At 32.9% G+C, this 16,157-nt stretch carries 15 protein-coding genes; 7 read left to right on the top strand and 8 right to left on the bottom strand.

Features of this window, described 5'->3' with window-relative positions; all coding sequences use genetic code 11:
• Positions 1-139 precede the first annotated feature (139 nt).
• From ACFX5F_RS15450 to ACFX5F_RS15465, 4 genes are all read left to right on the top strand, one after another.
• On the top strand, positions 140-523 hold the full coding sequence (locus tag ACFX5F_RS15450) for a YchJ family protein (protein ID WP_379852927.1): 384 nt from the start codon (positions 140-142) through the stop codon (positions 521-523).
• Between the two features lie 102 nt (positions 524-625).
• On the top strand, positions 626-1,744 hold the full coding sequence (locus tag ACFX5F_RS15455; RefSeq protein ID WP_379852928.1) for a vWA domain-containing protein: 1,119 nt from the start codon (positions 626-628) through the stop codon (positions 1,742-1,744).
• A gap of 38 nt (positions 1,745-1,782) precedes the next feature.
• Positions 1,783-3,246, top strand: coding sequence for a magnesium chelatase (locus ACFX5F_RS15460; RefSeq protein ID WP_379852929.1), 1,464 nt, complete (start codon positions 1,783-1,785; stop codon positions 3,244-3,246).
• A 210-nt stretch (positions 3,247-3,456) separates the two neighbouring features.
• Positions 3,457-4,050 (top strand): 2OG-Fe(II) oxygenase, encoded by a 594-nt coding sequence (locus ACFX5F_RS15465; RefSeq protein ID WP_379852930.1) that lies wholly within the window; start codon positions 3,457-3,459, stop codon positions 4,048-4,050.
• Positions 4,051-4,125: 75 nt separating this feature from the next.
• Here the strand turns inward: ACFX5F_RS15465 and ACFX5F_RS15470 are convergent, their stop codons facing one another.
• From ACFX5F_RS15470 to mnmE, 3 genes are all read right to left on the bottom strand, one after another.
• Positions 4,126-4,875: a GYF domain-containing protein gene (locus tag ACFX5F_RS15470; RefSeq protein WP_379852931.1), complete on the bottom strand. Its 750-nt coding sequence runs from the start codon at positions 4,873-4,875 to the stop codon at positions 4,126-4,128.
• A gap of 119 nt (positions 4,876-4,994) precedes the next feature.
• Positions 4,995-6,146 carry a saccharopine dehydrogenase family protein gene (locus ACFX5F_RS15475; protein ID WP_379852932.1) on the bottom strand — a complete coding sequence of 384 codons (1,152 nt, stop codon included), beginning with the start codon at positions 6,144-6,146 and terminating at the stop codon, positions 4,995-4,997.
• Positions 6,147-6,346: 200 nt separating this feature from the next.
• Entirely contained in the window at positions 6,347-7,747 is a 1,401-nt protein-coding gene (gene mnmE, locus ACFX5F_RS15480; RefSeq protein WP_379852933.1) for a tRNA uridine-5-carboxymethylaminomethyl(34) synthesis GTPase MnmE, read from the bottom strand.
• Positions 7,748-7,912: 165 nt separating this feature from the next.
• On the opposite strand from mnmE, the gene ACFX5F_RS15485 reads away from it, so the two are divergent.
• The 3 genes from ACFX5F_RS15485 to ACFX5F_RS15495 all read left to right on the top strand — a co-directional run bounded on the left by ACFX5F_RS15485 (position 7,913) and on the right by ACFX5F_RS15495 (position 11,582).
• A complete protein-coding gene (locus ACFX5F_RS15485) occupies positions 7,913-8,743 on the top strand; it encodes a universal stress protein (protein ID WP_379852934.1) in 831 nt (276 codons plus the stop codon).
• Between the two features lie 170 nt (positions 8,744-8,913).
• Positions 8,914-9,747 (top strand): universal stress protein, encoded by an 834-nt coding sequence (locus ACFX5F_RS15490; protein WP_379852935.1) that lies wholly within the window; start codon positions 8,914-8,916, stop codon positions 9,745-9,747.
• 62 nt (positions 9,748-9,809) lie between these two features.
• The gene (locus ACFX5F_RS15495) at positions 9,810-11,582 is read left to right on the top strand and encodes a MutS-related protein (RefSeq protein WP_379852936.1); all 1,773 of its coding nucleotides are present in this window, start codon (positions 9,810-9,812) and stop codon (positions 11,580-11,582) included.
• 177 nt (positions 11,583-11,759) lie between these two features.
• Here the strand turns inward: ACFX5F_RS15495 and dnaN are convergent, their stop codons facing one another.
• The 5 genes from dnaN to ACFX5F_RS15520 all read right to left on the bottom strand — a co-directional run bounded on the left by dnaN (position 11,760) and on the right by ACFX5F_RS15520 (position 16,109).
• Positions 11,760-12,878 carry a DNA polymerase III subunit beta gene (gene dnaN, locus ACFX5F_RS15500; RefSeq protein ID WP_073210869.1) on the bottom strand — a complete coding sequence of 373 codons (1,119 nt, stop codon included), beginning with the start codon at positions 12,876-12,878 and terminating at the stop codon, positions 11,760-11,762.
• 107 nt (positions 12,879-12,985) lie between these two features.
• Positions 12,986-14,671: a gliding motility-associated ABC transporter substrate-binding protein GldG gene (gene gldG / locus ACFX5F_RS15505; protein WP_379852937.1), complete on the bottom strand. Its 1,686-nt coding sequence runs from the start codon at positions 14,669-14,671 to the stop codon at positions 12,986-12,988.
• Positions 14,671-15,396: a gliding motility-associated ABC transporter permease subunit GldF gene (gene gldF / locus ACFX5F_RS15510; protein ID WP_379852938.1), complete on the bottom strand. Its 726-nt coding sequence runs from the start codon at positions 15,394-15,396 to the stop codon at positions 14,671-14,673. The genes gldG and gldF overlap by 1 nt, the downstream gene beginning before the upstream one ends.
• 5 nt (positions 15,397-15,401) lie before the next feature.
• Positions 15,402-15,791 carry a hypothetical protein gene (locus ACFX5F_RS15515; RefSeq protein ID WP_379852939.1) on the bottom strand — a complete coding sequence of 130 codons (390 nt, stop codon included), beginning with the start codon at positions 15,789-15,791 and terminating at the stop codon, positions 15,402-15,404.
• A 21-nt stretch (positions 15,792-15,812) separates the two neighbouring features.
• Positions 15,813-16,109, bottom strand: coding sequence for a putative quinol monooxygenase (locus tag ACFX5F_RS15520; RefSeq protein WP_379852940.1), 297 nt, complete (start codon positions 16,107-16,109; stop codon positions 15,813-15,815).
• Positions 16,110-16,157: the final 48 nt, after the last annotated feature.

Here is a 16,157-nt window from a genome sequence, read left to right on the forward strand (position 1 = left end):
ACTATATTTGACATAGATATTGGTTGTTTAGCGACTTCAAGATACTGAATTTCAGTATCTTGACCAATATCTAATCAATTTATTTTGCTTTAAATAATTACACCCAACGGGTTAAATTTAAAAAGATCTTATCAATTTAATGATTCAAAAAAAATGCTATTGCGGTTCCTTTAAAACTTTTAAGGACTGTTGTGAACCTTTTATAAACGAAAGTAAAAAAGCCCCAACTGCTTTAACACTAATGCAATCTCGGTATTCCGCTTATGCCACACTTCACGTTGATTATTTAATGGCTACAACTCATTTTTCTAAAAGGAAATACCATTCTAAATCCGAAATTCTAAATTGGGCTGGTAGTAATCAGTGGCTTAAATTAGAAATTATCAACGCTACAGCGAATACGGTTGAATTCAAAGCCTATTTTTTGGATAGAGAACTTCAAAAACAAATTCATCATGAACGTTCTGCTTTCATATGTGAAAACGGAAGTTGGTTTTATGTCGATGGGGAATTTTTTAATTAATTTTTATTTTTTATACCTGCATAATAGTGTCTTTATGTTTTAACTAAAAATTAATAAACGTTTGTCTAACCTACGGTTTAAAATAATGTACTTTTAAAGTCTATGAAAAATGATAATAAAAAAGGATTTTATTTTAAACAATATGAAGCGCCATTTCAGTCTCCATTTGATAAACTCTTTGGTGTTTTCAAAGAATTAATCACACATACTTCAGGAGATTTTGATGAAGCGATTGATTGGTTAAGAGAATTAGATAAGGAGTATAAATTGACTGATGAACATTACACCATTGATGATTTCATCGAAGATTTAAAGAAAAAAGGGTACATCCGTGATGAACTCAAAGAAGATGGTACTTCAGGAATTGGAATTACTTCAAAAACGGAGCGCGCCATCAGGCAACAAGCGTTAGATACCATTTTTGGGAACTTAAAGCGTTCTGGAACTGGTAATCACAAAACTAAACATTCTGGGAATGGAGATGAACATACAGGAGAATTTCGAGAGTTTCATTTTGGTGATGGTCTCGAAAGAATTTCATTGACCGAAAGTTTACGCAATGCCCAAATTAATAATGGGGTAGAAAGTTTTATGCTCACTGAAAATGATTTGGTCGTTGAAGAAACCCAATTCAAATCCCAAATGAGTACCGTTTTGATGATCGACATCAGTCACAGTATGATTTTATATGGTGAAGACCGAATCACACCTGCTAAAAAAGTGGCAATGGCTCTGGCTGAATTGATTACGACACGTTATCCAAAAGACACTTTAGATATTTTGGTTTTTGGGAATGATGCCTGGACTATAGCAATCAAGGACTTGCCCTATTTAAAAGTAGGACCTTTTCACACTAATACGGTCGCAGGTTTACAATTGGCCATGGATATTCTCCGCAGGAAACGAAATACCAACAAGCAAATTTTCATGATTACCGATGGTAAACCAAGTTGTGTTCGCGAAAAAGATGGTTCTTATTACATGAACAGCAATGGCTTGGACGAATATATTGTGGATAAATGCTACAGTCAGGCACAACAGGCCCGAAAATTGCACATTCCCATTACTACTTTTATGATTGCTAATGATCCGTATTTACAACAGTTTGTCAATCGGTTTACGGAAGCTAACCAAGGAAAAGCATTTTATACTGGATTGAAAGGTTTAGGAGAAATGATTTTTGAAGATTATGAAACAAATCGTAAAAAAAGAATAAAATAAAGGATTAGAGAAAAGAAACAAGACGAAAGACAATTCACATGAAAATAGAAAATATAAAAACACTCGGAGAATTAAAAGAATCAGGTTATAAAAGCAAAAGCATCAAGGATGAGTTGCGTACCAATCTTAGAGAAAAGATTAAATTAGGAAAACCCACTTTTGAAGGAGTTCATGGATTTGAGAATACGGTAATTCCAGAGTTAGAACGTGCAATTTTATCGCGTCACAATATCAATTTATTAGGTCTTCGTGGTCAAGCCAAAACCAGATTAGCACGTAAAATGGTCGAATTGTTAGACGAATATATTCCGTTTGTAACCGGTTCCGAAATTAATGACGATCCGTTGCAACCAATTTCCCGTTTTGCAAAAGACATTATTGAATTAAAAGGCGATGAAACGCCAATTTCCTGGTTACACAGAAGCGACCGTTTCTTCGAAAAATTAGCCACGCCGGATGTTACCGTTGCGGATTTAATAGGCGATGTAGATCCGATAAAAGCAGCGAATTTAAAACTGTCTTACGCGGATGATCGTGTGATACATTTTGGGATGATTCCAAGAGCTAACCGTTCTATTTTCGTTATCAATGAATTACCTGATTTACAAGCTCGAATTCAAGTGGCCTTATTTAATATATTGCAAGAAGGTGATATCCAGATTCGAGGTTTTAAATTGCGAATGCCACTAGATATGCAGTTTGTCTTCACTGCTAATCCAGAGGATTACACGAATCGCGGGAGTATTGTTACGCCCTTGAAAGACAGAATTGGGTCTCAAATCTTAACACATTACCCAGATACTATTAAGATTGCCAGAACAATTACAGAGCAGGAAGCTAAACTTGATGTTAAACAAAGTGATATGGTTTATGTTCCTTCGTTAGCCCGAGATTTATTGGAACAAATCAGTTTTGAAGCACGAGAAAGCGAGTACATTGATAATAAAAGCGGTGTGAGTGCCAGATTGAGTATCACTGCTCTTGAAAATTTATTAAGCACTGCGGAAAGAAGAGCGTTGAAATCAGGAGAGGATAAAACTACTTTACGATTATCTGATTTTATGGGAATTATTCCCGCTATTACCGGTAAAGTAGAATTAGTTTACGAAGGAGAGCAGGAGGGAGCAGCCGCTGTAGCACAACATTTATTAGGGGATGCCATTCATACTTTTTTCCCTGCCTATTTTCCAAAAATTGAAAAACTGGAAAAACAAGACGAGAAAACGCCTTATACGGATATCATCGAATGGTTTTTTGCAGAAAGCGGTTTTGAATTATTGGATGATTGTTCTGATGAAGAGTATCAAAGAATTTTAGGAAGTATTGTTCCCTTAGAAATTTTAATCAAGAAATACCAACCGGAATTAGAAAAAAAAGATAAGTTTTTCATGAAAGAATTCATACTTTGGGGATTGGTAGAATATAAAAAACTTAGTAAAGATCGCTTTGCTGATGGCTATCAATTTAAAGATATCTACGGAAGTTATATCAGTAAGTTGTAAATACCTAAAAGGTATAAACCATGTAAGTCATTTAAGGAATTACAGTTTAGTAGTTTCTTAAATGACTAATATGTTTATAATTGTCATTGTGTTTTACTTTATATGAACGATTTTGCACTTTAAATTTTTATTTATTTCATAATGAGCCAGTAACGATTTTATTTAGGCTACCTTGTCCCGTTGGCTATATTTGCAGTTAACAAAAAAGACATGAAAAACAGCTTTGAGGATTTAATAGCCTCTTATATTGAAAATAGTGTGGGTATATCCGAACATTTTTTAAGTGACGCTTTGGCAAATAACCTAAAGCAAAATTTATTTGCCTTAAACCAACAGAGTTTATTGATAGAAGCAGGAACAGGCAACTCAGAAGTTGTTTCTTACGATAGTACGGTAAGAAGGGATTCTATTTATTGGCTGGATAAAAAGCACAATAATATATTCGAAAATGAATTCTTTACTCAAATTGAAGCTTTTATAACCTATTTAAATTTAAGTTGTTATACTGGAATTACTGGATATGAGTTTCATTATTCCTTGTATGAAAAAGGAGATTTTTATCTAAAACATTTGGATCAGTTCAAAAACAACCCAAGCCGAAAGTACTCCATGATTAGTTATTTGAATAGTGATTGGCAAGAAAGTGATGGCGGAGAGTTGTTAATTCATCAAATAAATAACAATCAAAAAATTTCACCTACGCAAGGTAAAACGGTTTTTTTCAAGAGTGATGAATTGGTGCATGAGGTTTTGGTAACCCAAAATACCCGAATGAGTATCACAGGGTGGTTGAAGTGCGATTGATTACTTTATTGCTTACAAAAACTACTTTTATTGTTCTCTAATATTAAGAAAACACTAATTAATTAAAATCATCAACTAATTTACGTCGGTAACTCCACTAACTTTTGGCTGTATTTTTTCCAGTTCTAAATATATTTGATCTTTTTCTTTTCTAAGTTTATCAATTTCAGTTATCCAATGTTCAATATCTCTTTGGATTAAACTTATTTCTTCACTTTTTTCGTCGGTTGTTCTCAAAAACTCGAAATCGTTTGCTTCAACTAATTTATTTTTTGCCTCTTCCAGATTTCTAATATCATCAAGTAGTTGTTTTTGAATCTCTAAAAGCCGACTACTTAATTGTTGCTTTCTTTCGGTTGTAAGCCTTTCTAATTCTTTGCGTTCTTGTTCTGCGATACGAATTTTTTGTTCCTCGATTTCTCTTTGTTGTATCAGAAATTGTTGATTGTTTCTTTCCGTAACAGTATTTTTTTGCTCTAAAACATTTTTTCTATTTTCTTCAAAAAGATTAAAACTTACTGTTCCAATTATTAAAACTAAAACAATTAAAACCGGAAAAAAGATATCTTTCTTAATTCCTAAAATTTTGGGATTAAGCTCTTTGTCTATAGCTTTTGTCGTTTGGTTAGGCGTAGTGATAGGTTTTAAAGGCGGAGGAACTATCATTAAAATAGTTTTCAATTCCATCACTTCTTCTGCGCATTTCCAGTCTTCCATTCCTTGACACCAGACAGGAGTAGTTTTAGTAATTTTTTTACTTCTTAGTTCGTCTAGCCCAAATGGACCTGTACTTTCATTTCCGTTATGTATGTAGTAGGTATTCATGTACTGACACTTATGTATTTGTAGATTTACTGCTTTAAATATTCAAAAGTACAAAACAAATCGCTTTTTTCTTTAAAAGTTTTTATTTGAATATTTATTTCGATTTACTCATTAGTAGTTTATGAAGTTTTCATTTTTCCGTATACCCTGGCAATGTAATTTCCGTTTAAAAATGCTACTGGGTCAATGTGGCTTTGCAGAATAACACCACTATGAGGATTTTCGAGCAATAGCTGAGCAGCTTGCGCTAAAGGAGCAGCCGTGGTGGTTTGTATGGCTCTTAATTGGTGCTTTCCTACTTTTTGAGGAAGTATGCAGTGGGCGATTTCTCGCCGGCGTAAAATTCCATCCGCATCTTTTCCTTCTACCGCGGCATATAAAATAATTTGGTCGTCTTCGATATGAGGTATTATAGCTTCCATTTTTTGCTGTAAATCGATAATGGAATTATCTAAATTTACCAAATTTAAAAGTTGCTGCTGTACCCATTCGTAATGCCCAGGATGGCGGAGGGTTTTATATTCGAGCGAGCATACCTTTCCGGATAATGCATCAGCCAAATCTGCTGCGCCACCTGAAGTAAGGTCTTCTTCGTAAGTTATGCCGTCAATAATAATCGTTTTTCTTTCTGATAAGGATGGCAGGGTAGTTTTTATAAAGTTTCTTAGCACAATGGTGTCTTCGAGATATTCGGTAGCAACACCCACCGGACTCCAGGTAAATCCATAATAATGCGGAGCAACAGCATGTTTGGTAAGCGCGCCAACTTTAAACTCAAGTTTATCCGCTTTGGCTACTTTAAAATCAGAACAAAATTGTTGAAAAAGCCCGTTTGCCAATAAATCTATGTAGCCAGGAGCTAGACCTGTCTGAAGTAAAAAACCAGTTTTGGTATTTTTTGCCAAAGCTACTATTTCTTCTGTTTCGGAAACATATTCGGTAAGGTTAGCATAATGCAGATTAAAATCTTTGGCAAATTGAGCAATTCTTGGTGCTTGGCTTCCCGGTAGACAGTCCAGAATAATATCTCCTTGGCGAAAAATTGCTGTCATTTCATCCGTAAGGCCTGTTTCAGCTAGGTGAAAGTCCTTAATGGAGCCAGATTTCGTTATTCCTTCTTGAATCCAGTTAACTACTTTTTTAGCTTTCGAATGGGTTCTGTCACCAATAAAAAGAGTAGGGGTAACTTCGCTCCATTCCATCAATATCAAACCGACGGCTTCGGCAATTCCTCCGGCTCCTGCAATAATAATATTGAAATGCTTTTTCATATAATAAAGATACCGCTTTTTCTTGATTTAGTATTTGATGGAATGTGTTAATTTATTGGTATATAGTTTCTTGGTGGTTATAAGAAATGATTTTTTAAAGTTCGAATTGATTATAAATATTAAGACCGCCTGCTTAGAAGACAGGCGGTCCAATTGAATGGTTTTGAAAACTGAATTTTTATTCTATAAGTGTTGTAAAACTACTTTCCGATGCAAAAATTCGCAAATATATTCCCTAACAATTCATCATTAGTAACCTGACCGGTAATCATCCCAAAATGATACAGCGCTTCTTTAATATCCAAAGCCATTAAGTCGCTTGATAAGTTGGTTTCAAGCCCAAATTTTACTTTTTGTATTTCGTCTAAAGCTTTTAGTAAAGAATCGTAATGCCTTGTATTAGTTATGATTGTTTCATTATTACGTAAAGCACCTGTATTTACAAACGAGAGCAATTGATTCTTTAAATTCTCGACTCCAATATTCTCCTTAGCCGAAATTGTTTCGAGTGTAACGTTTAATGTTTCCAGTTGTTTTCGGATGTTTAGTACTTCATTTTCAGAAAGCAAATCTATTTTGTTGATGACAACAACTAAAGATTTCAGGGGAAATTGATTCTTGATTTTTTCGATTTCTATGATGTATTCAGAACTTTGAACTTTAAACTTTAAGCTTTCAAACAAATACAAAACGACCTGCGCTTGTTCGATCTTTTCGAAAGTTTTACGAATCCCAATGCTTTCTACAATATCTTCTGTTTCACGAATTCCTGCGGTATCTATGAATCTAAAACCAATTCCTCCAATGACTAATTCGTCTTCAATCGTGTCACGTGTAGTTCCTGCAATTTCCGAAACAATAGCGCGTTCTTCGTTTAATAAAGCATTCAAAAGAGTTGATTTACCTACATTGGGTTCACCTACAATCGCAACAGGAATTCCATTTTTTATCACGTTTCCTACAGCGAACGAATCAATCAAACGTTTTAAGACAAATTGAATTCTGTTTAATAATTCATGAAATTGAGTTCTGTCGGCAAATTCTACATCTTCTTCGGCAAAATCAAGTTCAAGTTCTATTAGCGAAGCAAAATTCAATAATTCTTCTCGTAATTTGGCAATTTCATTAGAAAAACCGCCTCGCATTTGTTGCATCGCAATTTGGTGTGAAGCTTCGTTGTCAGAAGAAATTAGATCCGCAACGGCTTCGGCTTGAGATAAATCAAGTTTGCCGTTTAGAAAGGCTCTTAAAGTAAATTCTCCAGGATCAGCCATACGGCATCCTTTTCGAAGCAATAACTGAATGATTTGCTGTTGTATATAAGTAGAGCCATGACAAGAAATTTCAATAGTATTTTCGCCAGTGTAGGAATTCGGACCTTTGAATATAGAAACCAATACTTCATCTAGTGTTTTAGTGTCATCAATAATATGACCGAGATGCAAAGTATGTGTTTTTTGTGTGGTTAAATCTTTATTTTTAATAGAACGAAAAACGGTATTACCAATAGTAATTGCATCTTCGCCTGAAATCCGAATAACGGCTATCGCGCCAGCTCCCGATGGGGTTGCTAATGCTACTATGGAATCGTGAGGTATCATATTGTATTCAATTTTATACAAAAGTAAGCAAAACTTATATGACAGCAAGACCCACTTATAGAACCATCGTCTTAAATTAGGGTTAAAAACAACTATGTCAGTTAATTACCGGTTTAATTTGTTTATTTTTTGTAAATTTAGATGTATAATTGATTAATAAATATCATGAAAAAAATTCTATTTCCAACGGACTTTTCTGAAGCTTCTATAAATGCATTCATTTATGCCTTAAAATTAGCAGATAGCATAAAAGGGGAGATTATCACTTTGCATGTTTATGATTTACCTCAAGTAGGTTATAGTAATGTTCCAGGCGTTTTGAATGAAATTTATGATCTTGTAGAGTTGGGTAATTTTGAAAATTATAAAGACCAAGTTCCTTTTTTGAGAACAATTGCGGAACAAAATAACATGGAACGCATTAAAATTAGCAATGTTCTCGATAATGGTAATTTAATCACTAAAACGGTAAAAATTGTTAAGGACGAGGATATTGATTACGTTGTTATGGGGACAAAGGGAGCAACCAGCTTAAAAGAAACTTTCTTGGGAACTGCAACTACAAAAGTGATGAATGCTACTAAAGCCATAGTGTTTGCCATACCGGAAAATTGCAAGTATAAGCAAATAAAAAAAATACTTTTCCTTACCAAATACAATTATGAAGATATTGAGGTGCTTAAAAAAGTAGTCGAATTTGCAACCGTATTTGAGGCACATATTGATTGCTTGCATGTAAAATCGCCTCATCAAAAGGATAATGATACTTTTAAAGAAGAATGGCACAAAATTGCCGAGAATCAAGACATAACTTTGCATACCATCAGCAATAATGATGTTGAAGGTATAGTTCTGGAATTCATCGATTTAAATGAAATCGATATGATTACAATGCATGTTTATCATAAGAATTTTTTAGAAAAATTATTCCAAGTTAGCCTTTCAAAAAAACTAGCTTTTCATGTTAATATTCCAATTCTTGCCATTCCCGAATAAGAATTAGCTATGCGTTAGTCATTTATACGTACCAATTTGATTATCAAAATAGTAAGATAATTTTCGTTTATTTTTTTCGTATTAATGGTTAAATACCTGATTATTATAATGTTAAATCTTTAATATAATGCTTATCTTTGATAAAAGAACTAATTTAAATACTTGCAAAAATGAAAAGAATCCTATTTCCCACTGACTTTTCTGAAGTTGCCACAAATGCTTTTGTGCATGCGTTAGAATTTGCAAAAATAGTTCATGGAGAACTCATTTTATTGCATACATTTGAATTACCCGTATTTGATAATCAGTTTTTTCCTGAAAATTATGCTGTAATTTATGATTCGTTGGAACTATCGCAATTTGATATGTTTAAAGAGGAGATTCCAAAGCTCCGTGCAATAGCTGAGAAACGCAATCTGGACAAAATAAAAATGTCTCACCGACTTATGGATGGTGATTTATTGTTTAATATTAAAAGATCCATTAAGGAAGATAAAATTGATTTTGTAATAATGGGTACTTCCGGAGCAACTGGATGGGAATCGTTTTTCTTGGGCACAAATACAGGTTCAGCAATAGCAAACATTGATATCCCTATGTTATGTGTACCATTAGAAGCAAAATTCAAAAAAATTGAAACGATTGGATTTACAACTCGTTTCAGACCTAAAGATAAAAAAGCGCTTAAAACAATTTTGGACATTGCTAAAAAAACAAAGGCTAAAGTAAAATGCCTCTATGTAAAAACAAATGAATCTGATGTGTCAAAAGATACAATCGATAAATGGGAATCGGAGTTTATGCAAGAACCAATAGAGTTTTTTGTTATCAATAGCGACCAGGTAAAAGAAACAATTTTAGACTTTATTTTATATAAAGAGATTGATGTCTTGACGATGCTTACTTATAAACGAGGTTTTTTTGAAGGATTATTTAAACCTAGTTTCACTAAAAAAATGGCAACAAATTTTGATATCCCAATTTTAGCCATCCATATTGATTGATCTTAGAATTAGGCTTCTAGCACAGATCTATTTCGTTATATTTGCATTTCATCAAATGAAATATGGAAGTATATAAATCGAAAAAAGAAAGCTATTCAGCACAATTAAATACAATTAATAAAAAGTACAATAGTATCAGTTTTTTTAGACTGATAACGATTGTACTTTTTTTAGTTTCAATCTATTATTACTTTCAAACAAGCGAAGTTTTTCTAATTATTTTGGCCGTTTTACTTTTTGTGTCATTTATTCTTTTAATGCGTTTTCATTCCAAATTATCTTTTCAAAAACAAATATTAGTTGCTCTAATTGAAATTAATGAAAATGAAATATCCTATTTAGAAAGAAAAAAAATCGCTTTTGAAAATGGACAGGAGTTCAATGATTTTCATCATCCTTATGCATACGATTTGGATGTTTTTGGAGAACATTCCCTGTTTCAAAACTTAAACAGAACATCCACATTTATTGGTAAAAATACATTGGCTAAACAACTTTTAACGCTTTTGCCAAATGAGGAAATTTTAAAAAATCATAAAGCCGTTAAAGAATTATCCGAAAAGTTAGATTGGCGTCAGGAATTCTTGGCTTTCGCCAAAATAAGCCAGGATACTAAATCCAGTTATGAAACTTTATTGAAGTGGAGCAAGTTTGAAAGCACGCCTTTATCAAAAGCTACGGTGTTGATTTCCTATATTTCACCTGTACTATTCTTTGGTGTTTTTATGGCCTATTTATTGACATCAAAGCCAATTTTTGTATCCTATTTAGGTTATTTGTTTGTTTTTAATCTAGCTTTTATGGGTAGATTTTTAAGACGCATACAAATGGAAATTGCCAATGCAGAAAACGTAAACAAAATCATCAATCAATACAGTTTACTGGTTGAAAAAATTGAGAAAGAAATTTTCGAATCTCAAAAATTGATTGATATGCAACAAAAACTGACCTTTAAAAAAGAAAATGCTAGTGTTCATCTGAAGCAATTGGCTGTTTTATTTTCGAAAATGGACAGTATCGGTAATTTTGTAACCGCATTAGTATTCAACGGAACTTTCCTTTTTAATCTTCATGTTTTAAAATCTTTAATACAATGGAAAAAGGATCATGCAGAAGCGCTCGAAGATTGGTTAGAAGTGATTGGTGAATTTGAGATGTTGAATAGCTTGGGTAATCTATCCTATAATAATCCGGAGTTTACTTTTCCAACTATAAATACAAATTTCGAAATTGATTTCTCTAATCTAAGTCATCCGTTGCTGAATGAGAAAACTAGGATAGGGAATGAGGTGCGTTTTCATCCCCAATCTTTCATGATTTTGACGGGTTCTAACATGTCAGGCAAAAGTACTTTTCTGCGCAGTTTAGGGATTAATATGGTGTTGTCGGGAATGGGATCAGTTGTTTGTGCCAGTAGCGCAAATGTACATCCTTTACCAGTTTTGGTTTCGATGCGTTTATCGGATTCCTTATCCGACAGTGAATCGTATTTCTTCGCTGAAATAAAACGTCTAAAACAAATCATGGATGAATTACAAGACAGACCAGCTTTTGTTTTATTGGATGAAATATTAAGAGGAACTAATTCTGATGATAAACGAAATGGAACCATAGAAGTTGTCAAAAAAGTGATTGCAAAAAAGGCCATTGGAGCCATTGCAACGCATGATATCGAAGTTTGTTTGACGACAAATGACTTTCCAAATACACTCATCAATAAATGTTTTGAAGTCGAAATCCACAATGACGAATTACATTTTGACTACAAACTTCGAGATGGAATTTGTAAAAATCGAAGCGCTACTTTCCTAATGAAAAAAATGGGAGTGATTTAGTTAGAAATTTAGACTCTTAGATTATTAGATTTCAACGTTAAGTTGAGATTCCTCCTTCTGCGGAATGACAAAAATCAAAAGTAATAAAAGCAAAAAACCGTCTCGTAATTAAACGAGACGGTTTTTTAAATATAAAAATGGTTTGGTTAATAGCGTATTTTAAAATTTAAATAGTGGTTAGCTATTTAGCATTACCGGCATTACAAGCATGGTTACTGTTTCCCCTTCTTCCAATCCATCAACAGGAGTCAAAATTCCAGCTCTGTTTGGTAAAGACATTTCCAGCATAATCATGTCTGACTGCAAGTTGGTCAACATCTCCGTAAGAAAACGAGAATTATATCCTATTTGCATATCATCACCTTGATAATCACAAGTCAATCTTTCTTCCGCTTTATTTGAATAATCAATATCTTCAGCAGAAACATTCAATTCTGCACCCGCAATTTTCAAACGAATTTGGTGTGTAGTTTTATTAGAGAAAATTGCAACACGACGAACAGAACTCAAAAATTGTGAACGGTCGATCATTAATTTATTTGGATTTTCTTTTGGAATTACCGCTTCATAATTTGGATATTTACCATCTATCAAACGACACATCAAAATGTAGTTATCAAAAGAGAACGTAGCATTCGAATCATTGTATTCAATTTTCACTTCAGCATCTGAACTTGTAAGAATATTTTTTAAGATAGTCAAAGGTTTCTTTGGCATAATAAAATCAGCCACTTGAGAAGCCACAACATCTGTACGGGCATATTTTACTAATTTGTGAGCATCAGTAGCTACAAATGTCAATCCTTGTGGTGAAAATTGAAAGAAAACACCTGACATCACTGGACGTAAATCATCATTTCCGGCAGCAAATATAGTTTTGCTGATAGCAGTTGCCAAAACATCAGCAGGAACTAATGTTACTGAGGGATCATCTAAGTTTACAGATTTAGGAAATTCATTTCCCGGAGCATAGGCTAAAGCATATTTTCCAGAATTAGAACTAATTTCAATCGTGCTATTTTCTTCAACAGTGAACGTTAATGGCTGCTCAGGAAATGTTTTTAGGATTTCCAATAGTAACTTTGCCGGTACAGCAACACTTCCTTTGCTCGTAGAATCTATAGTTAATGCCGCTGACATCGTTGTTTCTAAATCGGATGCAGAAACCGTCAATACATTCTGATCTAAATCAAATAGAAAATTATCTAAAATAGGTAAAGTATTACTACTGTTGATAACGTTACCTAAAACTTGTAATTGTTTCAATAAGTACGAACTCGATACTATAAATTTCATCTGTTATATTTTATTTTTTTGGTATACTTTTTATTTTATTTTTAAAAACCATACATTTTACAAATATATCGTAAAGTACTTTAGTATGGAAAATTTTTTATTAACATCTACTTGCTATATTTTCTTTTTCTTAAGAAAGTAAATAGGATTCCAAAAAGTGCTAAAATAAGAATTGGTAGCCCGATAGTTATGAATTGAGTAACGGTATAGTTTTCATAAACTTTCTCTTTATCCAATAATGGCAAGTCAAGATCTTTGCTTCGAATGTTAATAAGTCCGTTATCATCCAGAAGATAATTGACGCAATTTATTAAAAAATCTTTATTATCGTACAAATTTCCAGAGCGTTGATCGTAACCTAATTCTACTGGTTGAAAGTTTTTATCCAATTGGTTTTTTATCAAATCGCCATCTGATATAACAATCATTTTATTCTCTTTCCCTTTGGTTTCAAAACTCTTTTGATCGAATGGTAAAACCCTGTTTTCAAACATGGAATGAAACGAGCCTTCCAATAAAACCGAAAGCGGAATATTTCCTTTGTTCAAATAATCATTTGGACTTGTTTCTTCGGTTACGCTATTCAAATTGATTTCTGTTGGTGTACCAATTTTTTTCGAATATTGGGACGACTGTAACAGAATAGTTTTCTTAATTCCGTTTTTCAACGTATCGATTGGATTAGCAAAATCGAATTTGATTCCACCTAAATTTTTCACAATTGGATGTGGACTGTTTGGATAAACCTGAGGTGCAAATTTCCAATTGAATTCTTGGAATTGAGTAGCGCTTCCTTGATCTCCTGAAGCTAATTTTATCGGACTTCCTCGTTCGTCTTTTATCAAATCAGGATTAATTCGGATTCCGTATTTAAAGAATAAATCATTCAAATTTAAATCTCTTGGATACGCCAATGTTGATCCGGATGCATTGTACAAACTATCCATTTCTGCAGAAACTTGATCTACAAGCCACAAAGTTTTACCACCGTTCATAATAAATTGGTCTAAAACCTGTTTTTCTGCATCTGAAAAAGTTTCTGTTGGTTTAGCGATTATGGACAAATCATATTTTTCTAAAGCGTCTAAACTTCCAATAGGATTTTTAGCAACTGAATCAAGAGTAAAAGGTCCAATGTGGTAACTTTCTCGTACTTGCATTAGAAATTTCGCCATCAATATATCCTGAAGCTCGCCATTTCCTTTGATTACAGCTATCTTTTTTTGTTTGTCTTTGGTGATTTTATTTAAAGCATCAGCAATAGAATATTCAAGATGCTGAACGGATCCAATCACTTTTTGAGTGGTCGAAGCGCCCATTCTATTTTTCAATAAAGGAATATTGACTTCTTTATTATTATAGACTGCAATTGCCCAAGGAAAAACCATAGCCTGCGATTGTTTTCCTTTGTCGTCAACGGTAATATTTATTGGAGTCAATCCTTTGCGATACAGTTCTTTAATGTTATCCATGCTTTCGTCTTTGTTTTCCAATGGATCTACAAATTCAAAAACAATATTTTTGTTATACGCCTGAAATTCTTCTAATAATTGTCGGGTTTCCTGCTGTAAACGTTTAAATTCAGCAGGCAAATCACCTTGCATATATACTTTTATAGACAAAGGATTTTGTACCTGTTTAATTATGTTTAAAGAAGTAGCAGAAAGAGTATATCTTTTGTCTTTGGTTAAATCAAAACGATGAAATAATTGGTTTCCTAGACCATTTATAATCAGCAAAATGGTGAGTGTAATCAATAAAGTTTTTAGGTTGCTTTTTTTAATAGGTATCATTACGATTTAAAAGATTTTAGATTATAAACAGTCAAGGATAGAAAGAAAACCGTAACACTTAAAAAATAAATAATGTCCCTCGTGTCCAGAACTCCACGGCTCATGCTTTTAAAATGATCTTGCATACCTAAGGAGGAAATTAAGGATGAAATTTTTGGAAGAATAGCTGATAAACCTTCGAACCCAAAATAGAAAAAGAAACACAGGAAAACGGCAATTATAAATGCCACAATTTGATTTTCGGATAGAGTAGAAGTAAAGATTCCAATGGCAGAATATCCTGCAATCAGGAACAATAATCCAAAATAAGAGCCAATCGTGCTACCCATATCGATATTGCCTTCGGGCATTCCCAAACGAGAAATTACGATAACATAAATAAAGGTTGGAATTATTGCCATTATAATTAATAGCATAGCTCCAAGAAATTTTCCATTGACAATTTCCCAAATACTTAATGGTTTGGTCAATAGTAATTCTAAAGTTCCCTGTTTCTTTTCATCAGAAAAACTACGCATGGTTACCGCTGGAATCAAGAAAATTAATATCCAGGGTGCCAAGGTGAAAAATGGAGTTAAATCTGCAAAACCAGTATTTAAGATATTGTATTCTCCTTCAAAGACCCAAAGAAATAGTCCGTTGCTAATTAAAAAAATAGCGATTACCAAGTAACCGATGGGTGAACCAAAAAAAGATTTTATCTCTCGTAATAATATGGATTTCATTTATGTTAATTCGTTGATTTATTTTTCTTTTTGTTAAATATATTCAAAGGTATAATTATAATTGTAAAGTATATTAAGCTATAAATTATTCCTAAAATAGGAGCAAGATTTCTTCCGGTATCCGAAATAATCGCTTTCATTACTTGCTGTTGTTCCAACGTTCTTTCATCAATGGAGAAATTATTATCACCATTCAAATCAAAAGAGTCTAATTCATTTTTCAAAGTGTAATTTATAACGAAAACTATAGCTAATATTGATATATAAAAGAAAAAGGAAGAAATCACTGCAATTTTAAAGTTCGATAATTTATAATTAAAATATTTTTTATTTATAAATGCTAATAGCAAAACGACTAATAGCTCAAATGCAATAAAAGAAAGTAACTTTATCATTTTCAGTTATTAAATTCGTAATTATTCTAAACTAACTAATTTATCCACGCTCCAAGCTTCTGGTTTGTCGTTGAATAATTTCTTGGTAAAAGACCAAACATCATAAAAAAGTTCTGATTTTCTATAATTTTCTAAATCGGCTTCGGTTTCCCAATAACTGTAAGTAAAGAAAATACATTTATTGTCTTTATCTTGATACAGCTCTAAGAAACGATTTCCTGGAGCGTTTCGTATTTTGTCTTTCATCAACTCGAAGTTTTCTAAAAAAGCAGGAATATTTTCCTGGTGAAAGCTCAATTTTACTATTCTTACAAACATTTTGGATTTATGATTTTAGATTAACGATTCTAGATTTTTTTAACTGAT

The organism is Flavobacterium zhoui, from assembly GCF_042787235.1.
In the GTDB taxonomy this organism is placed as follows: domain Bacteria; phylum Bacteroidota; class Bacteroidia; order Flavobacteriales; family Flavobacteriaceae; genus Flavobacterium; species Flavobacterium zhoui.